This window comes from Ensifer sp. R-19 (assembly GCF_049905105.1).
Lineage (GTDB): Bacteria > Pseudomonadota > Alphaproteobacteria > Rhizobiales > Rhizobiaceae > Ensifer.
This window is the reverse complement of the sequence record NZ_CP184569.1, coordinates 1,242,881-1,266,865: the sequence shown is the minus strand read 5'-3', so window position 1 is coordinate 1,266,865 and position 23,985 is coordinate 1,242,881. Positions and strand designations below refer to the sequence as shown.

At 61.6% G+C, this 23,985-nt stretch carries 25 protein-coding genes; 7 read left to right on the top strand and 18 right to left on the bottom strand.

Annotation, left to right across the window (positions count from 1 at the left end; translation table 11 throughout):
- Positions 1 to 3 precede the first annotated feature (3 nt).
- From pdhA to ACN9MO_RS06235, 7 genes are all read right to left on the bottom strand, one after another.
- Positions 4 to 1,050, bottom strand: coding sequence for a pyruvate dehydrogenase (acetyl-transferring) E1 component subunit alpha (gene pdhA, locus ACN9MO_RS06265; RefSeq protein ID WP_058326663.1), 1,047 nt, complete (start codon positions 1,048 to 1,050; stop codon positions 4 to 6).
- A 136-nt stretch (positions 1,051 to 1,186) separates the two neighbouring features.
- Positions 1,187 to 1,507: an FtsB family cell division protein gene (locus ACN9MO_RS06260; protein ID WP_057255656.1), complete on the bottom strand. Its 321-nt coding sequence runs from the start codon at positions 1,505 to 1,507 to the stop codon at positions 1,187 to 1,189.
- Positions 1,508 to 1,680: 173 nt separating this feature from the next.
- The gene (gene eno, locus ACN9MO_RS06255; protein ID WP_057255655.1) at positions 1,681 to 2,955 is read right to left on the bottom strand and encodes a phosphopyruvate hydratase; all 1,275 of its coding nucleotides are present in this window, start codon (positions 2,953 to 2,955) and stop codon (positions 1,681 to 1,683) included.
- 139 nt (positions 2,956 to 3,094) lie between these two features.
- The gene (gene kdsA / locus ACN9MO_RS06250) at positions 3,095 to 3,937 is read right to left on the bottom strand and encodes a 3-deoxy-8-phosphooctulonate synthase (protein ID WP_176907138.1); all 843 of its coding nucleotides are present in this window, start codon (positions 3,935 to 3,937) and stop codon (positions 3,095 to 3,097) included.
- Positions 3,937 to 4,827 carry a VOC family protein gene (locus ACN9MO_RS06245; RefSeq protein ID WP_113131795.1) on the bottom strand — a complete coding sequence of 297 codons (891 nt, stop codon included), beginning with the start codon at positions 4,825 to 4,827 and terminating at the stop codon, positions 3,937 to 3,939. Before ACN9MO_RS06245 ends, kdsA begins: the two co-directional genes overlap by 1 nt.
- Positions 4,828 to 5,374: 547 nt before the next feature.
- Positions 5,375 to 5,575: a hypothetical protein gene (locus ACN9MO_RS06240; RefSeq protein WP_425986913.1), complete on the bottom strand. Its 201-nt coding sequence runs from the start codon at positions 5,573 to 5,575 to the stop codon at positions 5,375 to 5,377.
- Positions 5,569 to 6,180 carry a class I SAM-dependent methyltransferase gene (locus ACN9MO_RS06235; protein ID WP_197417230.1) on the bottom strand — a complete coding sequence of 204 codons (612 nt, stop codon included), beginning with the start codon at positions 6,178 to 6,180 and terminating at the stop codon, positions 5,569 to 5,571. Before ACN9MO_RS06235 ends, ACN9MO_RS06240 begins: the two co-directional genes overlap by 7 nt.
- Before the next feature lie 541 nt (positions 6,181 to 6,721).
- On the opposite strand from ACN9MO_RS06235, the gene ACN9MO_RS06230 reads away from it, so the two are divergent.
- The 5 genes from ACN9MO_RS06230 to ACN9MO_RS06210 all read left to right on the top strand — a co-directional run bounded on the left by ACN9MO_RS06230 (position 6,722) and on the right by ACN9MO_RS06210 (position 10,775).
- A complete protein-coding gene (locus ACN9MO_RS06230) occupies positions 6,722 to 7,369 on the top strand; it encodes a lysophospholipid acyltransferase family protein (protein WP_373419809.1) in 648 nt (215 codons plus the stop codon).
- Positions 7,366 to 8,316: a phosphatidate cytidylyltransferase gene (locus ACN9MO_RS06225; protein ID WP_058320572.1), complete on the top strand. Its 951-nt coding sequence runs from the start codon at positions 7,366 to 7,368 to the stop codon at positions 8,314 to 8,316. Before ACN9MO_RS06230 ends, ACN9MO_RS06225 begins: the two co-directional genes overlap by 4 nt.
- The gene (locus tag ACN9MO_RS06220; RefSeq protein ID WP_057255650.1) at positions 8,313 to 8,711 is read left to right on the top strand and encodes a hypothetical protein; all 399 of its coding nucleotides are present in this window, start codon (positions 8,313 to 8,315) and stop codon (positions 8,709 to 8,711) included. Before ACN9MO_RS06225 ends, ACN9MO_RS06220 begins: the two co-directional genes overlap by 4 nt.
- Positions 8,701 to 9,351: a CDP-alcohol phosphatidyltransferase family protein gene (locus ACN9MO_RS06215; RefSeq protein WP_058320571.1), complete on the top strand. Its 651-nt coding sequence runs from the start codon at positions 8,701 to 8,703 to the stop codon at positions 9,349 to 9,351. The genes ACN9MO_RS06220 and ACN9MO_RS06215 overlap by 11 nt, the downstream gene beginning before the upstream one ends.
- Before the next feature lie 236 nt (positions 9,352 to 9,587).
- Positions 9,588 to 10,775, top strand: a complete 1,188-nt coding sequence (locus ACN9MO_RS06210) for a DUF418 domain-containing protein (RefSeq protein ID WP_058320570.1) — start codon at positions 9,588 to 9,590, stop codon at positions 10,773 to 10,775.
- A gap of 98 nt (positions 10,776 to 10,873) precedes the next feature.
- Here the strand turns inward: ACN9MO_RS06210 and ACN9MO_RS06205 are convergent, their stop codons facing one another.
- From ACN9MO_RS06205 to ACN9MO_RS06180, 6 genes are all read right to left on the bottom strand, one after another.
- Entirely contained in the window at positions 10,874 to 12,511 is a 1,638-nt protein-coding gene (locus tag ACN9MO_RS06205; RefSeq protein WP_082663638.1) for a CTP synthase, read from the bottom strand.
- Positions 12,512 to 12,649: 138 nt separating this feature from the next.
- Positions 12,650 to 13,144, bottom strand: a complete 495-nt coding sequence (secG, locus tag ACN9MO_RS06200) for a preprotein translocase subunit SecG (RefSeq protein WP_057255646.1) — start codon at positions 13,142 to 13,144, stop codon at positions 12,650 to 12,652.
- A 130-nt stretch (positions 13,145 to 13,274) separates the two neighbouring features.
- Entirely contained in the window at positions 13,275 to 14,045 is a 771-nt protein-coding gene (gene tpiA, locus ACN9MO_RS06195; protein ID WP_057255645.1) for a triose-phosphate isomerase, read from the bottom strand.
- A gap of 121 nt (positions 14,046 to 14,166) precedes the next feature.
- Positions 14,167 to 15,501 (bottom strand): GNAT family N-acetyltransferase, encoded by a 1,335-nt coding sequence (locus ACN9MO_RS06190; protein ID WP_425986908.1) that lies wholly within the window; start codon positions 15,499 to 15,501, stop codon positions 14,167 to 14,169.
- 59 nt (positions 15,502 to 15,560) lie between these two features.
- A complete protein-coding gene (locus ACN9MO_RS06185; protein ID WP_058328565.1) occupies positions 15,561 to 16,031 on the bottom strand; it encodes a GNAT family N-acetyltransferase in 471 nt (156 codons plus the stop codon).
- Between the two features lie 207 nt (positions 16,032 to 16,238).
- The gene (locus ACN9MO_RS06180) at positions 16,239 to 16,736 is read right to left on the bottom strand and encodes a hypothetical protein (RefSeq protein WP_113131794.1); all 498 of its coding nucleotides are present in this window, start codon (positions 16,734 to 16,736) and stop codon (positions 16,239 to 16,241) included.
- Positions 16,737 to 16,928: 192 nt separating this feature from the next.
- Here ACN9MO_RS06180 and ACN9MO_RS06175 point away from each other — a divergent pair, with 192 nt between their 5' ends.
- Positions 16,929 to 17,549, top strand: a complete 621-nt coding sequence (locus ACN9MO_RS06175) for a cytochrome b (protein ID WP_058328563.1) — start codon at positions 16,929 to 16,931, stop codon at positions 17,547 to 17,549.
- Positions 17,546 to 18,145: a YceI family protein gene (locus ACN9MO_RS06170; RefSeq protein WP_058328562.1), complete on the top strand. Its 600-nt coding sequence runs from the start codon at positions 17,546 to 17,548 to the stop codon at positions 18,143 to 18,145. Before ACN9MO_RS06175 ends, ACN9MO_RS06170 begins: the two co-directional genes overlap by 4 nt.
- A gap of 35 nt (positions 18,146 to 18,180) precedes the next feature.
- On the opposite strand, the gene ACN9MO_RS06165 is transcribed toward ACN9MO_RS06170, so the two are convergent.
- The 5 genes from ACN9MO_RS06165 to ACN9MO_RS06145 all read right to left on the bottom strand — a co-directional run bounded on the left by ACN9MO_RS06165 (position 18,181) and on the right by ACN9MO_RS06145 (position 23,946).
- On the bottom strand, positions 18,181 to 19,632 hold the full coding sequence (locus tag ACN9MO_RS06165; protein ID WP_425986905.1) for an aspartate aminotransferase family protein: 1,452 nt from the start codon (positions 19,630 to 19,632) through the stop codon (positions 18,181 to 18,183).
- A gap of 11 nt (positions 19,633 to 19,643) precedes the next feature.
- Positions 19,644 to 20,654, bottom strand: a complete 1,011-nt coding sequence (locus ACN9MO_RS06160) for an NAD-dependent epimerase/dehydratase family protein (protein ID WP_113131793.1) — start codon at positions 20,652 to 20,654, stop codon at positions 19,644 to 19,646.
- Positions 20,651 to 21,091 carry an EamA family transporter gene (locus ACN9MO_RS06155; protein ID WP_058320563.1) on the bottom strand — a complete coding sequence of 147 codons (441 nt, stop codon included), beginning with the start codon at positions 21,089 to 21,091 and terminating at the stop codon, positions 20,651 to 20,653. Before ACN9MO_RS06155 ends, ACN9MO_RS06160 begins: the two co-directional genes overlap by 4 nt.
- A 93-nt stretch (positions 21,092 to 21,184) precedes the next feature.
- Entirely contained in the window at positions 21,185 to 22,507 is a 1,323-nt protein-coding gene (locus ACN9MO_RS06150) for an FAD-binding oxidoreductase (protein ID WP_162733539.1), read from the bottom strand.
- Entirely contained in the window at positions 22,504 to 23,946 is a 1,443-nt protein-coding gene (locus ACN9MO_RS06145) for a UbiA family prenyltransferase (protein WP_093232478.1), read from the bottom strand. Before ACN9MO_RS06145 ends, ACN9MO_RS06150 begins: the two co-directional genes overlap by 4 nt.
- Between the last annotated feature and the right edge of the window lie 39 nt (positions 23,947 to 23,985).

The window sequence follows — 23,985 nt, the reverse complement described above, 5'->3', positions numbered from 1 at the left end:
GGATCAAAGCAGGATGTCGGTGTAGAGCTCGGATGCATCCGGCTCCGGATCAGCCTGGGCGAAATCGGCGCTGTCGGCGACGATGTCGCGGACGTCCTTGTCGACCTGCTTCAGCTCGTCCTCGCTCGCCCAGCCCTTTTCGGTCAGACGGGCTTTCACCTGCTCGATCGGGTCGTGTTCCGACCGCATCTTCTGCACTTCGTCCTTCGAGCGGTATTTCGCCGGGTCGGACATGGAGTGGCCACGATAACGGTAGGTCTGCATTTCGAGGATGATCGGGCCCTTGCCGGAACGGCAATACTCGACGGCCTCGTCGGCGGCCGCCTTGACGGCGCGAACGTCCATGCCGTCGACCTGGAAGCCCGGAATGTTGAAGGAAACGCCGCGCTGCGAAAAGTCGGTCTGGGCCGAGGCACGCGATACTGCCGTACCCATGGCGTAGCGGTTGTTCTCGATCACGTAGATCACCGGCAGCTTCCACAGCTGCGCCATGTTGAAGCTTTCGTAGACCTGACCCTGGTTGGCAGCGCCGTCACCGAAATAGGCGACGCTGACATTGTCGTTGCCGCGATAGCGGTTTGCGAATGCAAGGCCGGTACCGAGCGACACCTGGGCGCCGACGATGCCGTGACCGCCGTAGAAGTGCTTTTCCTTGGAGAACATGTGCATCGAGCCGCCCTTCCCCTTGGAAAGACCGCTGCGACGACCGGTAAGTTCGGCCATGACGCCACGAGCGCTCATGCCGCAGGCCAGCATGTGGCCATGGTCACGATAGGCGGTGATAACCTGATCACCGTCTTTCAGTGCCATCTGCATGCCGACGACAACAGCCTCCTGGCCGATGTAAAGGTGACAGAAGCCGCCGATGAAACCCATGCCATAGAGCTGGCCGGCCTTTTCCTCGAAACGCCGGATGAGCAGCATTTCGCGGTAAGCCTTCAGGTCATCTTCTTTGGTGAAATCGGCGATGGTGCCGCCGTTGAAGTCCTTCTTGGCCGGCTTTGCGGCGGCCTTACGGCTGGAGACGGACGCGGTTTTTCGCGGAGCCATTCATTCCTCCCAATGGTTAGCCTTTGGCGGTTACCATAGGGAAAGAAAAGCGCCACAGCAATGCCATATTTGCATGGCTCGCATTCCACGCAAACAATTGAATTTGCTTCACAAATTTCAATTAACTGAATTCAGGTTAATTTTCGGGGCGGTGAAAAATAACGATCTCGTCACTTCGCGACATGTTCAGCGCGAGGCGAGCTTTTTCATCCAGCATGTCCCGTTCCAGCGACCCATCACTCATCAGTTGGACCTCTTTTTCAAGGATCATCCGCTGCTTCGTGAGCTTATCCAGCCGCGCCTGCCGCTCGACAATCTGGCGATCGAATTGCTCCGTCGCCTTCAAGCCATAGCCGCCGTGGATGGAATGATAGCCGAAGTAAGAGAGAAAGGCGACCGCGATCAACGGCATAACCAGCCGGCCCAGTTTCCGTTTCTTATGATGCCGTGTCCACATCCATTCACGCCCTGATACGCATTACGGAAATGAGACTAGCGTCGATTGATTAACCGACCGTTGACCATGAATGGCAGGAAAACAGAAACCCGCCCACGTGGGAACGTGGGCGGGTTTCGTTTGTCAGCTACAGCGACCTTTGCGCGTCTGAAAAGACGCGCGGCGCTACAGGATCAGCCGCGCAGGATCGAACGGCCGGCGTACGTGGCCTGCAGGCCGAGCTGCTCTTCGATGCGGATCAGCTGGTTGTACTTGGCGAGCCGGTCCGAACGGGCGAGCGAACCGGTCTTGATCTGGCCGCAGTTGGTGGCAACCGCGAGATCGGCGATCGTGGCGTCTTCGGTTTCGCCCGAGCGGTGCGACATGACGGCGGTGTAGCGCGCCTTGTGCGCGGTCTCGACGGCGTCGAGTGTCTCCGAAAGCGAGCCGATCTGGTTGACCTTGACGAGGATCGAGTTGGCGACGCCCATCTTGATGCCGTCGCGCAGGCGCGCCGAGTTGGTGACAAACAGGTCGTCGCCGACGAGCTGGCACTTGTTGCCGATGAGGTCGGTCACGGCCTTCCAGCCGTCCCAGTCGTCTTCCGCCATGCCGTCTTCGATCGAGAAGATCGGGTACTTGGCAGCGAGTTCCGCCAGGTATTCAGCCATTGCGCCCGGCTCCAGCGTGCGGCCTTCGCCTTCGAGCACGTACTTGCCGTCTTTGAAGAATTCGGTCGCAGCGCAATCAAGCGCGACGAACATGTCTTCGCCCGGCTTGTAGCCGGCCTTCTCGATTGACTTCATGATGAAGTCGAGCGCTGCCGGAGCGGAAGCGAGGCCCGGAGCGAAGCCGCCTTCGTCACCGACATTGGTGTTGTGGCCGTCGGCTGCAAGCTGCTTCTTCAGCGTGTGGAACACTTCCGAGCCCATGCGGACCGCATCGCGCATCGTATCGGCACCAACCGGAACGATCATGAATTCCTGGAAGTCGATCGGATTGTCGGCATGGGCGCCGCCGTTGATGATGTTCATCATCGGAACCGGAAGCACGTGAGCGTTCGGGCCGCCGACGTAACGGTAGAGCGGCAGGCCGGCCGCTTCGGCCGCAGCCTTGGCGACCGCAAGCGACACGCCGAGGATGGCGTTGGCGCCGAGGCGCGACTTGTTCGACGTGCCGTCGAGTTCGATCATGGTCTTGTCGATCTGGATCTGGTTCTCGGCATCGAGACCGCCGATCGCTTCGAAGATCTCGCCATTGACGGCTTCTACGGCGCGCTCGACGCCCTTGCCGAGGTAGCGCGTACCACCATCGCGCAGCTCGACAGCCTCATGCGCACCGGTCGAGGCGCCCGACGGGACCGCCGCACGGCCGAAGCTTCCGTCTTCCAGGTACACGTCGACCTCGACGGTCGGGTTGCCGCGGCTGTCCAGAATTTCTCGGCCGATGATGTCGATGATTGCAGTCATGATCTCTTCCCTGCTTGAGGACGGTGGAATGGTCGGGGCCTGTCATACGCCAAGGCCTCGAAATTTCAATGGCGCGCAAGATGCAAAACCGTTCGCGCCATTGCGGTTCATGAAAATTTCACGAAGCGCCGCTGATGGCTCAGCCCTTGGCGATCGCGTCGAAGGCGAGCAGCTTTTCGAGCAGCCGCGGCATGTCTTTCAGGTGCACCATGTTCGGACCGTCCGACGGCGCGTTGTCCGGATCTTCGTGCGTCTCGACGAACACACCGGCGACACCGACCGCGACGGCGGCGCGCGCCAAGGTCTCGACGAATTCACGCTGGCCGCCCGAAGAGCCGCCCTGCCCGCCCGGCTGCTGCACGGAATGGGTTGCATCGAAAACGATGGGTGCGCCGAGGGAAGCCATGATCGGCAGCGAGCGCATGTCGGACACGAGCGTGTTGTAGCCGAAGGAGGCGCCGCGCTCGCAGAGCATGACATTCGGGTTGCCGCTCTCGGTGAATTTCGCCAGTACGTTCTTCATGTCCCAGGGGGCGAGGAACTGGCCCTTCTTGACGTTGATTGCCCGGCCGGTCTTGGCCGCCGCGACCAAGAGGTCCGTCTGGCGCGACAGGAATGCGGGGATCTGCAGGATGTCGACCGTCTCGGCGACGAGAGCGCACTGCTCTTCGGTGTGCACGTCGGTCAGGACCGGAAAGCCGAACTCCTTCTTGAGGTCGGCAAAGATTTCCATCGCCTTATCCAGGCCGATGCCGCGCTTGCCGGAGAGCGATGTGCGGTTCGCCTTGTCGAAGGAGGACTTGTAGACGAGGCCGAGATCGAGCTTCTTGCAGAGTTCCGAGAGCGCGCCCGCCATCATGAAGGCGTGCTCGCGGCTCTCCATCTGGCAGGGGCCGGCGATCAGCGACAGCTTCTCGGTTTGCGCGAAGGCGACCTCATGGCCGCCGTTGCCGACTACTACTCTGGCATTGGTTTTCATCATCAAGCTCCAAAAGCAAAGATCACCCCTTGCCCCGGCATTTCGGGAACAATGAGGCGCCCGCCCATTTCTGCAAATTCGATGTCGTTCTCAGCAAACAGTGCACGCGTCGCCTCGAGGTCGGCGACACGGAAGACGATGGCGCGACCACGCAGGCCGCGCTCGGCACCGCGCACGGAACGGCCGAAGAAGGCTTCCATGCCGGCGGCGTTCAGCACCGAGATCTTGGCGTTGGTGGCCGACACATCCATGCCGAAGGAGTGGGCCGCGACCTCGCGCTCATCGATCGCTTCCTGCAGCAGGTACTGGAAATCGGTGGGGTTGGTTTCCGACAGAACCACCTCGGCGATGCCGATCACGCCGTTTTCATGCTGCTCCAGCGCAGCCCGATCGGTGGGCAGCGCCCGGACACGCTGACAGTTGAAGAGAAAGAGATCCGGCGAGCGCAGGTCTGCCGCGAAGGCAAGGCGGAAGGAACCCAATCCCTCACGGCCATCCGGCAGCTTCATCGGCCGCGAGAACTCCAGCATGTCGCCACCGGAAATGCCGCGCGCCCGAAAGCGGATGTGATCGCTCGCCGCATCTTCGGTGCCGAGGACCAGCGCCGAGAGACCTTCAGGACCCTGGCGGAAGCGGAAGGCCTGGTCGCGCGCGACAAAGGCATTACCTTCGAGTGCAGCGGCTTCGCATTCCTCGCGGGAAGCAACGGCGAGCGGCTCAAGATAGGTGCCATCGGAAAAGAACACGCAGGCGTTTTCGGTACCGAAGGGATGGCGGGCATCCTCAGCGACGGTGAAGCCGAGATTAGATAGGCGGCGCCGTGCCTGCGTAAGCGTATCCACCGGCAGCACGAGGTGATCGAGCGGGCGGGTGGTTCGCTTGGAGAGGCTCATGGCGTTTTCCCTGATGGTTCGCCGCTGTTTGCAACTTTTGGCCGGCGAATGCAAGCGGGCTGGCGGCCACAGAGCCGATTGGCCGCTTGAGCCCAAACAAAGGCCGCAAACAGGAACCCTCCGCGCCGGGCCGCGCCCGCCGCAGAGTCATGCTTGCCAGATGGTGCCGGGCTGCCAGGGTCTCAGTAGTAGCCCGGAGCCGCCGTGGCGTTGGCCGTATTTCCCGCCCCGAGACCGGGGGCGAAGATTTGGGGCTGCGCGTAGGTCGTATTGGTCGAGGACGTGGTGGCACAGCCCGCAAGCCCCAGCACGACCGCCAACGGTACGAACAACGAAGCGATGAAGCGCATATCTATTGACCCTTTCCAGTTTCGCTGACGAACAGAAAAGAATGAAACCGGTGATTTGGCGAGTACGTAACAGTAACGCGACGTAACAAGGCGGCAAAGGGGGCCGGTATCCGCAACCGCAGCGTCGTGTCGACCGCCGCGGTTGTTCTCGTTCCGCCTATGCTTTTGGCCTGAACAGCACGTTCGGGCCAATCCCATCAAAGATGCAGATCGCTCTTAATGGCGCACGTGGCAACAAAGGTCGGCACGAACCTGTCGATCAGGAAGCGTGGTACAGGTTGCCAGTCTTCGTGGAAGCCCGCCAGCACGAATCCGGCCCGTAATTGACCATCGATCTGTTCGGCTAGGTTATGCCCGAACACCAGCGCCTCGCCGCGTTCGATCTTGGATTTTACCACACCGCAGCGAGATGCTCAGCCTCGGCAAAGGGCAGCGCGTAGGCCGGGCGAATGAGGCCGTCTTCCGCATAGCTCGGATTCCGGTCGCCAACGAAAACCACCGGATTGAAGAAGCTGGCGAGCAGTCGTCCGCCGGCCTTGAGCACGCGATGGCATTCCTGCCAAACCGGCTGGATATCCGGAACGTAGAGATTCGATATCGGGTGAAAAACGATATCGAAGGTGTCATTCCGAAAAGCCGAGAGATCGCGCATGTCTCCCTGCACGGCCGTCAGCGACAGACCCTCGCGTGCGGCAACGAGCCGGTCCAGCGCGAGTTGCCCCTCGGAGATATCGAAGACGGTGACCTCGGCACCGGCGGCCGCCAGAATGGGCGCCTGCTGGCCGCCGGCCGAAGCCAGGCACAGGATCTTCTTGCCGCGAACGTCCGGCAGCCACCCCTTCGGCAGATCGCCGGGTGTCAGCCGCGCCTGCCAATGCCCCTCACGGGCCGCGGCGATCATTTCCGGCGTTACCGACCGCGACCACTCGCAGTGCTGACTTGCCTGCCTGTCCCAGGCCTGGCGGTTGTGATCGATGATATCGAGACTGGATTTATCTTGCACGTTCGGTCCCTGGAAACTTGTCCAAATGTGACCGCTCACGATGGAGAAGAGATCGCAGGCGAGGAATGCCTCGGCGTCTGTCCGTCAACGCGGGTCGAGCAATGCCATCGTCCATCCCCTTCGCAAGCGAAGTTGAGGCGAATTCGGTTTTCACCGGGCATTACTGGCGCATTGGACGACGCTGCTCCTGTTGCACCCGCAAGCTAGCGGCTGGGTTGCAGGCGGTCAATGTCGGCGACGACGACTTCGCAGTCGATGGCCGTGGCGTGGCGTCGCATCGGTTTGCGTTCGGTCGCCTCTCAGCGGGAGCGAATATCCAGGGCTCCTGGTCCGTTATCACGTTGCGTGTGATTTCAACCGCTTGAGAAGCGGGCGCAATCGCGTAAGGTTGGTCGATTGCAGCCTGGGGTTACGCCGGGCGCAGGCTGAGGGGGCAGCGCTTGATCTTATTGTTGCAAGGCATGGAACACATCTGGGCCCGACCGGCACGCTCTGCAAAGCGCGCTGGTACGACGGCCTGTTTATCTGGACATGAGCCCACATGATCCGCGATCTGACGGCCAAGCTGGCTTCCATCGCCATCATGATGTTTGCGCGCGCGCTGACTGCGGCGCGCGCCATCTGGCATGAGACCGGCCTCCCACCAAAGCAGAGTATCTATTTCGCCAATCACTCCAGCCATGGCGACTTCGTGCTGGTCTGGGCGGTGTTGCCACCCTGGCTTCGGGAACATGCGCGGCCGGTTGCCGGAGCGGAATACTGGCTGAAATCGAAGCTCTCGGCCTTCATCGGTCGCGACGTGTTCGACGCCGTATTGATCGAGCGCGACGCGACGGCCCGCACCCAGGATCCGGTCGAGCAGATGACAGCCATCCTCAATGACGGCTCGTCGCTGATTCTCTTTCCCGAGGGAACACGCAACCAGACCGAGGCGCGGCTCCTGCCTTTCAAGAGCGGGCTCTACCACCTCGCCTGCAAGCGGCCGGACGTGGCGCTCGTGCCCGTCTGGATCAACAATCTCAACCGCGTGATGCCGAAGGGGGAGTTCGTGCCGATCCCGCTGATTTGTACCGTAAGTTTCGGCGAACCGATGCGCCTCAAAGCGCAGGAGACCAAGGACGAGTTCATCGCCCGTGCCGAGGCCGCCCTGCTCTCGCTCGCCCCCTCTTCGACGGAAGACAATGCATGAGCGCGGCGAGCCTGGATATGCTCAAACTGCTTCTCGGCGTCGGCGGCATTCTCGTCCTGGCGTCGAGCATCGGCTACGTGCTCAAGCAGAAGCTTTCACCGGACGGATCGAACGGCGCGATCGAGAACCTCAACGCCCGCATCAAGGCGTGGTGGGCGATGGTGGTGTTGATTGCCATCGCCTTCGTTGCTGGTCGGGTCGGCGTGCTGCTGCTCTTTGCCTTTTGTTCTTTCGCGGCGCTGCGTGAATTCATCACGCTCATCAACACCCGCCGCGGTGACCACTGGGCGATCGCCGCGGCCTTCTTCGTCGTGCTGCCGATCAATTATTTCCTGCTTTGGGCCGAGCAGTACGGCATCTATTCGATCTTCGTGCCGGTCTATGCCTTTCTGCTGATGCCGATCATCGCGGTTCTGCACGGCGACACGCGCGACTTCCTGCTCAGGATCTCGGAGGTGCAATGGGCGCTGATGATCTGTGTCTTCTGCGCCTCGCATGTGCCGGCGCTGCTGACCCTGCAGATCCCGGGCTATGAGGGACGCAACGTTCTCTTGATCGCCTTCCTGGTCATCGTCGTCCAATCGAGCGACGTGCTGCAATATGTCTGGGGCAAGCTATTCGGCAGGACCAAGATCGCCCCAACGCTTTCGCCCTCGAAGACGGTCGAGGGTTTTGTCGGCGGGGTCGCAAGCGCCACCCTGATCGGCGCCTCGCTCTGGTGGATCACACCGTTCACGCCCGCCCAGGCGGCGTTGATGTCCTTAATCATCACCCTGATGGGCTTCTTCGGAGGGCTCGTCATGTCGGCGATCAAGCGGGACCGCGGCGTCAAGGACTGGGGCCATCTGATCGAGGGCCATGGCGGGTTGATCGACCGGCTGGATTCCGTCGTCTTCTCGGCGCCGATCTTCTTCCATCTGACGCGCTATTGGTGGTCGCTGACATGACCGCGAAGCTGAAGGGACTGGCGGGCAGCGGCGTCGTGCACGTGGCATTCGCTTTTTTCGCCATGGGCGGCTGGGCGCTTTTCGCCAACCGCCATCACCCGATGCCCAAGCCGCTTCTTGCCGCCGTCATCCAGGGTACGCTCTCGGCGCTTCTGACCCTTTACCTCAAGACAGCGGTCGACGCGCTTTCCCGGCGGTTCCGTGGAACCAAGCGATTGTTCCTGCCGCCGCTCCTCGCCTGTCTCGGCTCGTCGGCGGCGCTCGTGGCAATCCACACGATGAGCGGCACGCCGGAGGTCCTGAGGACGATCGCGTTGCCGCTCGCGGTGTCGACCACCTACGCCGCCATCTACAACTATTCCATCAACCGAGGAGAGCCCGGGCATGACCGGTGACCGCAGGCCGCTCGCAAGCCGCAACACCCGCTGGGCCCAGGCGATCGCCCGCCGCCTGGCATCGATGAATGTCACACCCAACCGGATCTCGCAGGCAAGCATGCTGGCCGCCGCCTTTGCCGGGCTGGCCTTCTGGCTGACGGGCGAAACCCAGGATGGCGTGAGGGTTACGCTGTTCATCGCTGCCGCCCTCTTCTGCCAGTTGCGCCTGCTCTGCAATCTCTTCGACGGCATGGTCGCCGTCGAGGGCGGCAAGGGCGAAGCCGACGGTCCGTTCTGGAATGAGTTTCCGGATCGGGTCGCGGATGTCTTCATCTTCGTCGGCGCCGGATACGGGATTGGCGCCCCCGCCCTCGGTTTTGCCGCAGCCGCCTTCGCCGTGCTGACCGCCTATGTACGCGAACTCGGCCGCGCCAATGGCGCCCCGAGCGACTTCTCCGGCCCCATGGCCAAACAGCACCGCATGGCGACAATCACGCTGGCTGCGGTCCTCTCGGCCTTTGAAGGTCTTTGGCTCGGCGACGGTGAAATCCTCTGGGCGGCGCTGCTGTTGATCTCGATCGGCGCGGCCTTAACCGCCCTCGTGCGTGCCCGCCGCCAGATCGCCTGGCTCCGGCACAACGCCACCCCGAAAGGCTGATCGTTCCTTACCGCTACAACTGAACGACGCCCGCGCGATAACCCGCAGGCGCCCCTTGACGTTTCGTTGCATTAATTATTAGATTGATTAGTCGATTTATTAAACTTGAACACTCGACGGGGCGGAGCGGCGTTGCCTGCACCCACTGGCGATCGAGAGGTTCATTTGTCGCAAAAGACTTCTGTTTCAATCGGCTACGGCGCGATCCTCCACGCCTTCCGCTACGGAGAACACGAATGACCAACCCCGACCGCATCGACGATGTCGACGCACTTCGCGGCTTTGCACTGCTCGGAATCCTTCTCGTCAACACCATGGCCTTCGCCTCCGCCTTCTACGGACTGGAACTCGCGGACCCCGCCTTCACCGGCATTGCCGATCGCACCGTGCATCTTGTGATCGCGCTGTTCTTCGAGATGAAGTTCTACCTGCTGTTCTCATTTCTATTCGGCTACAGCTTCACCCTGCAGATGCGCTCGGCGGAAAAATCCGGCGAGGCCTTCGTGCCGCGGCTCTTGCGTCGGCAGGCCGGCCTCTGGCTGATCGGTGTCGCCCATGCGGTTCTGCTCTTCCATGGCGATATTCTCACCACCTATGCCGTGCTCGGCATTGTCCTCCTGATGCTGCGAAACCGCAGCGACGGTGCCCTCTTCCGCCTGGCGAAATGGCTGGTGATTCTCGTCGCCGTCGCATGGGGCGCACTCGGGATTGTTGCCACCCTGGAACCAACGCCGCTTGATCGGCCTGGCATCCTTGCCGCCGCCAAGGCAACCGAACTTGCCTTCCGAGGCGACTGGCAGGCAATCATCAGCCAACACTTGACGGAGCTTTCGTCCGTCTGGGTGATCCTGGGTTTGCTGCAGGCGCCCTCGGCACTCGCGATGTTCGTACTCGGGCTCATCGCCGGCCGTCACAAGACGCTGGCGCGGCCGGAAGAAAACAAGGCGTTGTTCCAACGCCTGCTGCGCGCCGGCCTGTGGATCGGCCTGCCCGGCGCCATCGTCTATGCCTATGCCAGCGTCGAGATGATCGATTCGCCCGTCGCCATCATCGGGCTCTCGATCGGGCTGATTACCGGGCCGTTCCTGACGGGTGCCTATGTCGGCGGCGTGATGCTGTTCCTCGGAACGAAGGCCGGGCAGCGGTTGCGCAACTTACTGGCGCCTGCCGGCCGCATGGCGCTCTCCAACTACCTCGCGCAATCATTGATCGCCGCTCTGATCTTCCATGGCTACGGCCTTGGCCTCATCGGCCAGGCCACACCACTGACAACCGTGCTGATCGCCCTTGGTATCTACACGGCGCAGCTTTTCATCAGCCGCTGGTGGATGGCCCGTTTCGCCTACGGCCCGCTCGAATGGGTCTTGCGCTTCATCACCATCTGGCGGGCGCCGCAATGGCGCAAACCGGTCGGGGCGCGCTGACAACACCTCCGACTGACCGCGGGAGCAGTTCCGCACACCAGCGCGCATGAAAAAGGCCGGTCGCGAGACCGGCCTTTCCTGATCGATGCAAGCCCGGCTTAGACGAGACGGGACTGTTCCAGCGCCGCTTCGACGAAGCTCGCAAACAGCGGATGCGGATCGAGCGGGCGCGACTTCAGTTCCGGATGGTACTGAACGCCGATGAACCACGGATGATCCGGATATTCGACCGTTTCCGGCAGCACGCCGTCCGGCGACATGCCGGAGAAGACTAGTCCGCAAGCCTCAAGGCGGTCCTTGTAGTCGACATTGACTTCGTAGCGGTGGCGGTGGCGCTCGGAAATATCGGTCGAACCATAGATCTCGGCGATCTTAGTGCTGCCCTTGAGCGACGCGCGATAGGCGCCGAGGCGCATGGTGCCGCCGAGATTGCCGGAGGCCGAACGCTTCTCGAGTTCGTTGCCCTTCACCCACTCGGTCATCAGGCCGACAACCGGCTCCTTCGTCGGACCGAATTCGGTCGAGGAGGCCTTCTCGATGCCTGCGAGATTGCGTGCCGCTTCCACGACCGCCATCTGCATGCCGAAGCAGATGCCGAAATAGGGCACCTTGCGCTCGCGGGCAAAACGCGCCGCATTGATCTTGCCCTCGGAGCCGCGTTCACCGAAGCCGCCGGGAACGAGGATGCCGTGTACCTTCTCGAGATAGGGTGCCGGGTCTTCCTTCTCGAAGACTTCCGATTCGATCCACTCAAGCTTGACCTTCACCCGGTTGGCGATACCACCGTGATACAGCGCTTCGATCAGCGACTTGTAGGCGTCCTTGAGGCCGGTGTACTTGCCGACGATCGCGATCGTGACTTCGCCTTCCGGCGTGCGGATACGATCGGCAACGCGCTCCCAGGCTTCCATGCGCGGCTTCGGCGCCGGCTCGATGCCGAAGGCGGCCAGCACTTCGTTGTCGAGGCCTTCCTTGTGGTAGGCGATCGGAACGTCGTAGATCGAGGCAACGTCGAGCGCCTGGATAACGGCCGACTGGCGGACGTTGCAGAACAGCGAGAGCTTGCGACGCTCGGCTTCCGGAATTTCACGGTCGGCACGAACGAGCAGGATATCGGGATGAATGCCGAGCGCCTGCAGTTCCTTGACCGAATGCTGCGTCGGCTTGGTCTTCAGCTCGCCGGCCGCCGGAATATACGGCATCAGCGTCAGATGGACGTAGACGGCGGTGCCACGCGGCAGATCGTTGCCGAGCTGGCGGATCGCCTCCATGAACGGCATCGCTTCGATGTCGCCGACCGTGCCGCCGATTTCGCAGAGCACGAAATCATAGTCGTCGTTGCCTTCGGTAACGAAGCTCTTGATCTCGTTGGTAACGTGCGGGATCACCTGAACGGTTGCGCCGAGATAGTCGCCGCGCCGTTCCTTGTCGATGATGTTCTTGTAGATCCGGCCGGTGGTGATGTTGTCGGTCTTCGTCGCCGAACGCCCTGTGAAGCGTTCATAGTGGCCGAGATCGAGATCGGTCTCCGCACCATCATCGGTTACGAAAACCTCACCGTGCTGGGTCGGGCTCATGGTGCCCGGATCAACGTTGAGGTAGGGGTCGAGCTTGCGCAGTCTCACCCGGTAGCCACGCGCCTGCAGCAGTGCTCCGAGAGCCGCTGCAGCGATGCCTTTTCCGAGGGAGGAAACCACGCCGCCTGTGATGAATACATATCGCGCCATGGGAGTCACCGGATACCTTTTAACAAATGATTCCGCCACCGAAAAATTCATGTTCCAGAACTTTTCGTCTTGGGATGGAGGCAGACTTCACACAAAACAAAACCGGCGGATGAAACATCCGCCGGCGGGTTCTTCTGAATTGCGGCCTTATTGGCCGCTGGGAACTTGCGATCCCGAATTGTTGTTGGCGGGCGTCTCAGTCGTTGTGCCGCCTGCCGGAGCTTCGCCCGATGTTGCCGGCGCCGTCGAAGGGACACCGTTGCCAGTCGCAGCGCCGTTACCGGTTGCCGGGGCCGTTCCCGGCTGCTGCTGCGTGGCGCCACCGGCCGGAGCCTGGGTGTTGCCGCCACCGAGCGAATCGAGAACGCCGCCGCCGTTCGAGCTGGTGCCCGGGATACGGTCGAGGATGTCGGTCGCCTGCGGCTGATAGCGAGCGAGGATGCCCATCGCGAGCGCCAGAACGAAGAAGAGCGCGGCGAGGATCGCCGTCGTGCGGGTCAGCGCGTTGGCCGTGCCGCGGGCGGACATGAAGCCCGAGCCGCCGCCGATGCCGAGACCACCGCCTTCGGAACGCTGAATGAGAACGACGCCGATCAGGGCGACGACCACCATGAGATAGATGACGAGTAGTACGGTCTGCATCAGCTTCCAGTCCTGCCCTTGGGGCACACGAATCAAACCATGCGCAAACTCGGCCTGGCCGGGCGCAATTTTTCGCCTCTTTATACCAAGCCGTACGCCATTCCAAGCCCCTGCCCGGCAACCCGGGCGATCAGGCCGTCAATTCTTCATAAGCCCGGTAGATGGCGAGGAAGTCTTCGGCTTTCAAGCTCGCGCCGCCGATCAGTGCGCCGTCGACATTGGCGACGCCCATCAACTCCTTCGCATTGGAAGGCTTGACCGAGCCACCATAGAGGATACGCATCTTGGCTCCCGCGTCGGCAAAGCGCGAAACGAGTTCCTTGCGCATGAAGGCGTGCGCTTCCTCGACATCGGCTGCGGTCGGGGTCAGGCCCGTGCCGATCGCCCAGACGGGTTCGTAGGCGATGACGGTGTCTTCGGCGGTCGCCGCATCCGGCAAGCTCTCGGCGAGCTGGCGCCTCAGGACATCAAGGGTCTTGCCGGACTTGCGCTCGTCACCGGTTTCGCCGATGCAGACGATCGCCACGAGTTCGGCGGCGTGTGCGGCTTCCGTCTTCGCACGCACCAGCGCATCGCTTTCGGCATGATCGGTGCGGCGCTCGGAATGACCGACAATGACGTGGGTGCCGAAACAATCGGCGATCATTTCGGCGGAAACGTCGCCGGTGTGGGCGCCCGACTGCTTCTGATGGCAATCCTGCGCGCCGATCAGCAACGGGCTATCGTCGCAAAGCGCCGTCGCCACGTAGAGCAGGGTCGCAGGCGGGCAGATCAGCGTTTCGACCTTGGCGGAGAGTTCGCCCTTGACCCCTTCGGCCATCGCCTTGATCTGATCGAGCGAGGCGCGGGTTCCGTTCATCTTCCAGTTGCCGGCGACGAGCGGGCGGATATCGGGCGTCATGCAGTTTCCTCCGGATGCTTTTCTCCCGAAGCGGCCTAGCAAATGCGGCCGGCAAATAAAAGCGCTGACGGCGATTATTCCCGACGGCGGGGCTGGTTGCCTGCCCCGCCGCAAAGACACCTCATGCGGCGCGCGTCATCTCGACCACGGCAAACGGCAGCCCTTCGTCGTCGGTCGCCTTGCGTGCGGTTTCGACGAAACCGAGGCGGAGATAGAACGCGACCGCCGCCTGGTTGTCGGCATACACGCTTACATCCAGTCGCCCGAGCCGGGCGGTAGCATCCTCGACAAGCGCGCGACCGATACCGGCACCGCGAATGTCCGGATCCACGAACAGCCCGCCGATGAAATTCCCGATCAGCCCGATGAAGCCCACGACCTTCCCTTCGATTTCGGCGACCCAGTTGTCGGCCATCGGCAGGTAGGTGTCGCGCACCACCTGCTGCTGCTCGACAAGGCGCGTCTCGCCGAGAAACGGATGACCGAAGCGCGACGCCGCGAGCCAGATTGCCAACAGCCGCTCGCCCTCCTCGGGGCGCCAGGGCCGGATGGTGATGGGCTTGGCGCCAGCGACCGCCCGGCCCCTGCCCCCCGCTCCCTGCTTCCCTTGCGGCTGCAATGCCGCAATCGCATACATAAGCGGCAGGCTTGGCATGGTTGCAGGCGGCGCCATACGCCGGCCACCAAGGTCGCGCATGCCTTCGAAACCGATCCAGCCGTTGGAATAGGGATATTCCGTCAGACGCTCGATCCGGAGCCCGGCATCGATGAGCGCCTGGATCACATCCGCGATGCCCCAGTTGAACTCGAAAGATGGGTGGGGATTGCTAAAGCCCACCACACCCTCCTGGTAGCCTCCGGCCGCAAGACCGGCACCGGAATCCGCAACATAGTCGCCGACGCCCGCTTCGGCGACCGGTTCCTTCGGCGCGTAGTCATAGTGCGGCTCCCAGCTTGGGTCGAAGACCATCGCGAAGGGATGGAACTCGATGAAGGCGAAGCGCCCGCCGGGCTTGAGTACATCGGCGATACCGCGCGCCCAGGCCCCGAGGTCCGACAGCCAGCAGATGGTGCCGTAGGACGCAAAGACGCGATCGAACCGCCGTTCGTCTGCGCGGGCACGCTCGAACCATTCGAACAGGTCGGACCGTTCGAATCTGGCCGCGATCCTGCATTCTTCGGAAAGCCGCGTGGCGAAGGCGATCGCCTCATCCGAGATGTCGACGCCGGTCACATTCGCGCCGAGGCGCGCAAGGCTCAGGCTGTCCTGGCCGGAGTTGCATTGGAGATGGAGGAGGTCCAGCCCGGCGATATCACCGAGCAGTTCGATTTCCTCCGGATAGAGCGTGGAGCCCCCGGCACGGAAAAAGGCCGCCTGGTCGCCCTTATGGCTGTTGTGCGCGACTGTCGCCGCATTCCAGGAGAGGCGATTGGCCTCGTGTAGATCGTTACTCATAGTCTACTCATGAAAATCGTGCGGCAGACACGGAGCCAGGGCCCCATGCTGCGCTGTTTTTAGAATTTCAGCACGGCCTCGAGCTCGTCGTCATAGTGCTCGCCCGTCGGCTCAAAGCCGAGCTCTCGATAAAATCCTTCGGGACTGCCGGGACCCTGTCCGTAACTCGTGTAGAGTTCGCGAAGACCGCGCGCCTTCAGATCACGAACGACAAGGGCAATCGCCTGCTTGCCAAAGCCCCTGCCCTGGAACGGGCGGGCAATCATGAAGCGCCAGAGATAGACGCCGGGGCAATCGATACCGTCGTCCCAGTCGGATCCTTCATGCAGCATGATGAAGCCGACCAGCGTCTCTTCGGCATAAACAGCGCGGAACCAGGCATTCTCGGAAAAATGCGCCTCGGCAATCGAGGTGCCGTTGTCCGCCACCATGCTGCGCTGTTCGTCGCTTAGCGTTTCGCTGAGCTCGCAGACGTCGCAGACGGTCAGGGCTGAAATGCGCCGGAGGGTAATTTCGGCATCAGACGGCAATACGGTCCCACCATTGGAAACTCCTAAGAAAAATCAAAATGTTAAAAAAGAGCCGGAACCAGAACGGTCGACTTCGGATCACCCGCTAAAGGGGCAAACGGCACGTATGATGAAATCATGGCGAGAAAACGCCTGACCGTTCGCGATAGCGAACGGCGCTAGACTCCGGTTCGCAGATGGTCCTGGCCCTACCCTAGAAACCCAAAGTCACTTTGGTCGGCCTGCTGACGGATGTGTACCGCCGTTCTCCAGGCCGGCAATCGCCGCGTGAACGTCCGCCTCCACGTCTTCGTCGAACTGCTCGAAGATCGCATCGCCGATCAAGCCGTGAACCTCGCGCAGGTAAGGGGCAGCCGCCTCGCCTTCGCCAAGAGCGAGGTAGGAGCGTGCGATCGAAAGCGACGAAAGCGGCTGGCGCCGCTCCAAGGTCCACTCGCGGGACAGCAGCGAGACGGCGATGCTCTCGCGGTACCGCCCGGCATCGCAAAGTGCCGCGCCGTAACCACTCTTGATCCAGTAATACATGTCCGTGAAAGCGAGGTGGGCATCGGCTATGTCGGATGCCAGACGCCAGGCATCGATCGCCTCGCCATATTTGCCTTCGGTTCCAAGGCGGATGCCCGTGCGAGCCAGATCATAAGCCTCCCGCTCATGCGGACTCATTGGTGTCGTTTTTTTCTTCGGTGTCGTTTTTTTCTTCGTCATCTACGCCAGCCCAACTGCTTCCAGGAACAACCCCTCCGTGTCCCCTTCCACCGCAAGTGGACCACAGCTTGCTGACGTCAACAAGATCGCAGTGCAATTTTACGGTATTATCGGCGAATAAAAGCATGAGCTCATGGGTCTCACCGCCGTAACCGAGTTGTAGCGGCCGGGCTGGCGACCACGGAGACGAACATGTTGCGCAACGACAAGGCCGGGTTCGGCTGGGTCACCATCATCCTTCACTGGACGATTGCGGCGATCATCCTTGCCTTGCTCGCCCTCGGCTTCATCATGCGCCGGGTTCCGATCGACCCAGTGCTGCAGTTTTCGCTGTACCAGTGGCACAAGTCGCTGGGTTTCACCGCGCTTGGCCTGGCGGTGGTGCGCGCCCTCTGGCACGTGGTCGAGCTTCATCCGAAGCCGCCGGAAGGCCTCAGCCCCCTTGAGCAGCGCGCAGGCAGCGTCACTCATATCGTGCTCATGGGGCTTGCGCTCGCTGTCCCGCTTGCCGGTTGGGCCGTCGCATCCACCTCGACGCTGAACATCCCAAGCTTTTACTTCAACTGGGTCGTCATACCGCATCTGCCGATGGCGAAATCGGCACCGGCTGAGAACCTCTGGACGCTCGTCCATATGACGCTCGCCTATCTGCTCCTCGTCTTTGTGACGCTTCACGTATTGGCCGCCCTCTACCACCACTTTGCGCGGCGGGACGACGTCCTCGTCCGCATGCTGCCAACCGGATCGCGACGCCATAAACGCTCCCAAACGGCGGGCGCGGATCCGGTCATCGCTGGAAGGAAGAAACCATGACACTGCGCTTGCAACCATCACCCAAGGCAATTGCACTCGCCTTGCTGGCGGCCATGTCCGTTAGTCCCTCGCTCGCTGTCGGCGCCGCGCCAGACCTTGCCGATGCGGCCGGAAACTACGGCATCACGCCCGCTTCCCGTATCCATTTCACGGTAGCACAAGCAGGCGGCGGAGGAATCGTCGGCGACTTCGGCAAATTTTCCGGCAGCTTCCGCATCGACCGAAATGATGTCGACCACTCGACCGTCGAGTTCACGCTCTACCCGGAAAGTGTGAAAACGGGAGAGAAGCGGACCGAGGATTTCCTGAAGTCCAGCGCCGTTTTCGACACCGCGAACTACAGCACCGTCACCTTCCGTTCGACGAATGTGAAGCAGACCGGCCCCGCTACGGCGGCGGTCGAAGGAACGTTGACCGCCCGCGGCACCTCGCGAAAGGAACGCTTCTCGGTGACGCTGCTTGACTGGAACCGCGGCTCGATCGCCTTCAACATCCGCGGCAACATCCACCGTTCGCCCTATGGCATGGATGTCGGCACGCCGATCTATTCCAACGTCGTCGAGTTCGACATGAACATCAAAGGGCAGAGGCGGTGAACGCCCCTGCCCCTTTATGAACGCAAGTCCTCGGCTCAGCCGATCTGGCTGCCGACGAAATCCTTGACGATGCGCACGATACCGCGGCCGAGCAGGTCGTCGAGCGCCGCGATGAACTGGTCGACATGAGCGCGCTCGCAGATCAGCGGCGGCTCGAGCCGGATGACGTTGCGATTGTATTCGGTAAAGGCCACCAGCACATCGTAGTCGCGTAGGAGCAGCGCGCCGATGAAGCCGGACAACGAACCCTTGAGTTTGTCGTCAAGCATGGAGACGACTGGGCGCAGCACCATCGGCAGCGTCTGGCTGAAGTCCTGGAACTCCAGGCCGACCATCAGCCCCTGGCCGCGAACGTCCTTGATGATCTTCGGGTATTTCTCCTTCAGCGCCTGCAGGCGATCGAGCAGATAGTTGCCGCTGTCGGCGGCCCGGTCGATCAGGTGCTCGTCATAGAGCACGTTGATGCCTTCGATCGCCGTGACGCAGGCCTCGCCCATGCCGCCAAAGGTCGCCATGGCATGGATCATTGCGGTCTTCGACGTGCCGTAGGCCTTCATGTAGACTTCGCGACGGGCGATCATCGCGCCGACGGCTGCCTTGCCGGCGCCGAGCGACTTGGCGAGCGCTGTCACGTCAGGCACGACACCATAGTGCTCGAACGCATAGAAGCGGCCGGAGCGACCATAACCGCACTGTACCTCGTCGGCGACCCAGAGCACGCCGTACTTGTCGCAGAGCGCACGAAGCTTCTGCCAATACTCGGCCGGCGCCTGGATGATGCCGCCGCCTCCCTGGATGGTTTCGAGCACGATGACACCGATTTCCGGATCGGACTTGAAGGCGTTTTCCACCGCGTCGATATCGGCGAAGGGAACGCGCACCGTATTGTCGGTGAGCTTGAAGTCGGCGCGATAGAGTTGGCCGTCGGTGATGGCGAGCACACCCTTGGTCTTGCCGTGGAAGGAATTCTCGGCATAGACGACCTTAGGCCGCTTCGGACCGGCCGCACGCTCGGCAAGCTTGACGGCAGCCTCCATCGCTTCCGAGCCGGACGAGCCGAGGAAGACCATGTCGAGGTCACCCGGCGAGCAGGCGGCGATGTTCTTGGCCAGCGCCGCCGCATATTGCGACATGAAGGCGATGGCGATCTCGTGACGCTTCTCGTCCTGGAACTTCTGCCGCGCTTCAAGGATGCGCGGATGGTTATGGCCGAAGGCCAGCGAGCCGAAGCCACCGAAGAAATCGAGGATCTTGCGGCCGTTCTGGTCGGTGTAGAACATGCCCTCGGCGCTTTCGATCTTCACCTTGTGGAAGCCAAGAAGCTTCATAAAGTGAAGCTGTCCGGGATTCAGATGCTCCTTGAAAGCCGTGGTGATGTCGCCGATCGACATGGCCTTTGCCTGTTCCACGGTGATCAGTTCGGGCTTTGTCACACCACCATCGAGCGAAGGGGCGGCAACGGCGATACGGTTCGGTATGTCCAACATGGTGTCTCCCCTCATTCGGCCGGCACGGCGACGGCGGCGGTGGCCGCGGCACCCATTTTCTTTGCCCGATATTCGTCATAGGCGGCGACCAGCATGTCGCCATCATTGTATTCCGCACGCCATCCGAGCTCGCGCTTCAGCTTGCCGGTCTCACGCACGCACATCTCGTCTGCGATCAGATACTGCTCCGGATCCATGATCGGCTTGTTGATCAGATCGAAGAAGGCCAGCGTCTGCTTGACCGCGAAGGCGGGGGTCGGCAGCAGGAACGATTTGGAACCGGCGTGCTCGATGAGATTGCCGAGCAGGTCGCGCACCGAGGGCGGATTGTCGGAGCCGAGATTGTAAGCTTCATTCGGCACGCCACCCTTCCAGGCAAGGCGTGCAGCTTCGGCGCAATCGAAGACCGAGATGAACTGATAGGGCACCTTGCCCGAGCCGATCATCGGCACCGGCAGGTTCATGTCGATCAGCTTGAACAGCTTCTCGAGAATGCCGAGACGACCGGGGCCGATGATCAGGCGCGGGCGGAAGATCGAAATGTTCATGCCCTGCTTGCGCCATTGCACCGCAAGCTGCTCGGTCGCCCATTTCGACTTGCCGTATTCGCCGAGCGGCTTTGCCGGATGGGTTTCGGTCTGCGGCGATTGCACCGTGTGGCCGTAGATCATGTCGGTGGTGAACTGCACCAGGCGCGATGCGCCGGCGGCGTCCATGGCCTTCATGATGTTTTCGGCGCCGTAATAGTTGACGGGCCAGAAGAATTCCCAGCGCTTCGAGCGGATCTGCAGCGGCGACAGCATCTTGGCCGCCATATTGAAGACCATGTCATCGGGACCGATGCCGACCTTCTGTACAGCCTTCAGGTCAGTGACGTCGCAATGGACGAAGCGGGCGCGGCCGTAATGCGGCAGGTCGGACTTGACGATATCGGCGATCACCACGTCCTCGCCGTCCTTGACTAGACGTTCCGCCAGGTGACGGCCAACAAAGCCGTCGCCACCAAAGATGATGTGTTTCATGACTTGCTCCCGAATTCTGCAGTGCTCACCCCGGCTGCATCCGCCGACTTGTCATCGGCGTGGGATGAGATGCCCGACTGGGCGATAAGAAGGGTTCCTGCGCAGATCAGCGCGATGCCGGCGATGCGCCAGGCATTGAGGTCCTCGCGGAAAACGAAATAGGCGAAGACCGCGACTGCGACGTAGGCGAGGCTCAGGAACGGATAAGCAAAGGAAAGCTCGACCTTCGACAGCACATAGAGATGCGACGCCATCGAAATGACGAAGGTCGCGAGGCCGGCAAAGACCCAGGGGTTGAATACGATCTGGAACAGCCGGACGATCGCCGTTTCAGCGGTCATAGAAATCGGCCCGAGCGTCAGCATGCCCTGTTTCAGCATGAGCTGAGCGGCAGCGTTGGTAAGCACCGTAAAGAGAATGAATGGAATATATTTCATTGTTTTACTCCCAGTCCCGAAAATGTACTTACGGGCAAGAGACGGATTTTCCGTGAAGTTTGAAAGTTTATTTGAATAAAATTATCTGCATTCTCATTCTGGCAAAGCCAGAGCCGTGCGCTTCCAGAAGTTGGAAACGAGCGCTGGATCGCGCAACGCCTCGAGCCTCCTCCAGGAAGGGAAAGACATTTCAAAGACTTGCGGGCTCATGCGAGCATCCTTGTACGGATTGACCGCACCGCCTGCCTCCACCACGATGCTATCGAGCGCATCCAGCAGCTTTACTGTCCGTTCACCTTGATTGGCGAAGTCCAATGTCAAAGTAAAACCGGGTCGCGGGAAGGACAGAACGCCGCGCGAGCCGATATCGCCAAAACGCTTGAGAACCGTCAGGAACGACGCATGGCCGGCCTTGCGAGCCGTTTCCATGAGTTGCGCGGTGATCGCCGGTGCCCGCTCTGCCGGGTAGACGCTCTGGTGCTGATAGAGACCGCGTGGGCCGTAAAGCCTGTTCCAGGCGCCGATGGCATCCAGCGGATAGAAATAGGAGGTCCAGGGAACCGTCGTCACGGTTTCGCCAGGCTTTTCCTTGCGGAAGTAATATTCGTTGAAGGCCTTGAGCGTTGTCCGGTTCAGAAGATTGAAGGGCGGCGCGAAGGGCACCGAAAGCTTCAATCCCTTCGGGATATCGGGCAGTTCACAGGAGCCGTCGGCATGGTCGCCGGCCAGCAGTACGCCCCTGCCCGCGCGGGCTCCTACAGCGAGTTGGTCGATCCAGGCAACGGAATATTCGTGCTCGTCGTCGACCCGATCGACGAGGGCGAAGTATTGGTCGAGATTATCGAAGCGGATCGCATGCTGTTGCACGTGCGGCGACGGCACCTTCATCAGCCGCAGATCCACGGTCAGGATCAACCCCGTCAGGCCCATGCCGCCGATGGTCGCAGCGTAGAGTTCAGCGTTCTCTCCGGGCGAACAGGTCAATCGATCCCCGTTCGAGCGCAGAAGCGTGAAACCTGTCACGTGATTGCCGAAGGTGCCGCGCGCATGGTGGTTCTTGCCGTGCACGTCGTTGGCAAGTGCGCCGCCGACGGTCACGAAAGCCGTGCCGGGGGTGACCGGCAGGAAGAAGCGATGTTCGATCGCGCGTTCGAGCACCTCGCGCAACGTCACGCCGGCCTCGCAGGTCATCATGCCGGTGCCGGGATCGAAGGCGATGATCCGGCCATGCCGGCGGCTTTCGATCAGCGTGCCTCGGTCATTGTGGCAACTGTCGCCGTAGCTGCGGCCATTGCCGAAGGGCAAGTAGCCTTCCGCCTCCAGGCTGCCGAGGCGATCCTCATAGTCGTCAGGCGAAATGGCCGGCCGCGCGCGATTGTCGAGGCGGCCCCAGCTTTTATGGTCTTGCAAACTCATTGCGGCCCGATGGCTCCAAACAGTATCAACAGCGCGCCGATCAGCATGGTCAATTGGCTGCGCCAGTCACGCATGATGAAGACAACAGGGTCCTCATGCAGCATGCCGCGACGCGCGAGCATCCAGATGCGCAACAACATATAGAGCACCAGCGGGCAAAGCGGCCACAGCGCCCACGGCGTGGTGTACATTTCCTGGAGTTCCTTGCTGTGCACGTAGAGCGCAAGGACCAGAGCCGAGGTGAAAGCGGAAGCAACGCCAGCCTGCCCCACCATCTCGAAATCGACAGCGAGATAGCCGCGCCCCGGAACGTTGCCGCCATCCTTGTCGTCGAATTCGTGCAACTCGACATAGCGCTTCACCAGCGCCAGGCTGAGGAAGAAGAAGATGGCGAAGGAGACCAGCCAGAAGGAGAGTTCCGTGCCCGTGGCCGCGGCACCGGCAACAATGCGCGTGGTGTAGAGGCCGGCGAGCGTGAAGACGTCGACCAACAGCTTGCGCTTCAGCACGAAGGTATAGGCAGTCGTCGCGCAGGCATAGAACGCCAGCACACCGGCAAATTTCCATGGCAGCAACAGCGTCAGCGACAGCGATGCCAGGACGAGGCAGCCGGCAAGAATGAGCGCTGTTGGCACCGACATCTGGCCGCTGGCGAGCGGCCTGTGACGCTTCTTTGCATGGCGGCGATCATTGGCGAGGTCCGAAAGATCGTTGATGACATAGACCGCCGAGGCGAGGAAGCTGAAGGCGAAGAAGGCGACGATGACGCTCATGATCGCGTCGAAATGCAGCACCTCATGATTGAGGATCATCGGCACGCCGATGAGTACGTTTTTCGCCCATTGATGCACGCGGATGGACTTCAACGGCGCAAGCGCGCTCACCTTGCCGGTCTCCAGCCGTTCCGCGTCATGATTGCGGCGCCACTTCTCCGCCGCAGCATCCGGGGCGACCACGATCGCACGCCGCGCTACCTCGAAAACGGCGATATCGTCACGGCTGTTGCCCATATAGTCGAAGGCACCGTCGCCGAAACGATCGACCAACGCCTGGCGCTTGCGGCTGCTCGTCAGATTGAGCGCATCGGTCGAATGCATGACCGAGGAAAAAAGTCCGACATGATCGGCAACGTCTCTGGCGACCGACGGTGCAGCGCCGGTGACGAGCACCAGTTCGCGGCCCGCCTTTCTCTCCTCGGCGAGCCGATCGATGACGGCCTGCCGGTAGGGCCAGTCCTGAGCCTTGCGGCCGGAACGCAAGGCCACCTCATGCTTCAGCCGCGCCTTGCCCTTCGCCAACCAGAACAGCATGGGAAAGAGCATCAGCGGATTGCGCAAGAGAATGATCGCCGCACCTTCCCACAGCGTATCGGCGGCCAACAAAGTACCGTCCAGATCCACACACAGCGGAATGTGCCGTGTCTCGGTGCGCGCGTCCATGAATTCCATCCCAGCCATAATTGCCGGGCATGATGACGT

Excerpts from the sequence above, each read along its gene's own strand:
- tpiA (WP_057255645.1), bottom strand. The coding sequence starts at position 14,045 with ATGACGCCCGATATCCGCCCGCTCGTCGCCGGCAACTGGAAGATGAAC.
- ACN9MO_RS06165 (WP_425986905.1), bottom strand. The coding sequence starts at position 19,632 with ATGTTGGACATACCGAACCGTATCGCCGTTGCCGCCCCTTCGCTCGAT.
- ACN9MO_RS06260 (WP_057255656.1), bottom strand. The coding sequence starts at position 1,507 with ATGTGGACACGGCATCATAAGAAACGGAAACTGGGCCGGCTGGTTATG.
- ACN9MO_RS06175 (WP_058328563.1), top strand. The coding sequence starts at position 16,929 with ATGTTGCGCAACGACAAGGCCGGGTTCGGCTGGGTCACCATCATCCTT.
- ACN9MO_RS06220 (WP_057255650.1), top strand. The coding sequence starts at position 8,313 with ATGACCGCGAAGCTGAAGGGACTGGCGGGCAGCGGCGTCGTGCACGTG.
- kdsA (WP_176907138.1), bottom strand. The coding sequence starts at position 3,937 with ATGATGAAAACCAATGCCAGAGTAGTAGTCGGCAACGGCGGCCATGAG.
- ACN9MO_RS06210 (WP_058320570.1), top strand. The coding sequence starts at position 9,588 with ATGACCAACCCCGACCGCATCGACGATGTCGACGCACTTCGCGGCTTT.
- ACN9MO_RS06190 (WP_425986908.1), bottom strand. The coding sequence starts at position 15,501 with ATGAGTAACGATCTACACGAGGCCAATCGCCTCTCCTGGAATGCGGCG.
- ACN9MO_RS06215 (WP_058320571.1), top strand. The coding sequence starts at position 8,701 with ATGACCGGTGACCGCAGGCCGCTCGCAAGCCGCAACACCCGCTGGGCC.
- ACN9MO_RS06245 (WP_113131795.1), bottom strand. The coding sequence starts at position 4,827 with ATGAGCCTCTCCAAGCGAACCACCCGCCCGCTCGATCACCTCGTGCTG.
- ACN9MO_RS06145 (WP_093232478.1), bottom strand. The coding sequence starts at position 23,946 with ATGGACGCGCGCACCGAGACACGGCACATTCCGCTGTGTGTGGATCTG.
- eno (WP_057255655.1), bottom strand. The coding sequence starts at position 2,955 with ATGACTGCAATCATCGACATCATCGGCCGAGAAATTCTGGACAGCCGC.
- ACN9MO_RS06160 (WP_113131793.1), bottom strand. The coding sequence starts at position 20,654 with ATGAAACACATCATCTTTGGTGGCGACGGCTTTGTTGGCCGTCACCTG.
- ACN9MO_RS06155 (WP_058320563.1), bottom strand. The coding sequence starts at position 21,091 with ATGAAATATATTCCATTCATTCTCTTTACGGTGCTTACCAACGCTGCC.
- secG (WP_057255646.1), bottom strand. The coding sequence starts at position 13,144 with ATGCAGACCGTACTACTCGTCATCTATCTCATGGTGGTCGTCGCCCTG.
- ACN9MO_RS06180 (WP_113131794.1), bottom strand. The coding sequence starts at position 16,736 with ATGACGAAGAAAAAAACGACACCGAAGAAAAAAACGACACCAATGAGT.
- ACN9MO_RS06230 (WP_373419809.1), top strand. The coding sequence starts at position 6,722 with ATGATCCGCGATCTGACGGCCAAGCTGGCTTCCATCGCCATCATGATG.
- ACN9MO_RS06150 (WP_162733539.1), bottom strand. The coding sequence starts at position 22,507 with ATGAGTTTGCAAGACCATAAAAGCTGGGGCCGCCTCGACAATCGCGCG.
- ACN9MO_RS06225 (WP_058320572.1), top strand. The coding sequence starts at position 7,366 with ATGAGCGCGGCGAGCCTGGATATGCTCAAACTGCTTCTCGGCGTCGGC.
- pdhA (WP_058326663.1), bottom strand. The coding sequence starts at position 1,050 with ATGGCTCCGCGAAAAACCGCGTCCGTCTCCAGCCGTAAGGCCGCCGCA.
- ACN9MO_RS06170 (WP_058328562.1), top strand. The coding sequence starts at position 17,546 with ATGACACTGCGCTTGCAACCATCACCCAAGGCAATTGCACTCGCCTTG.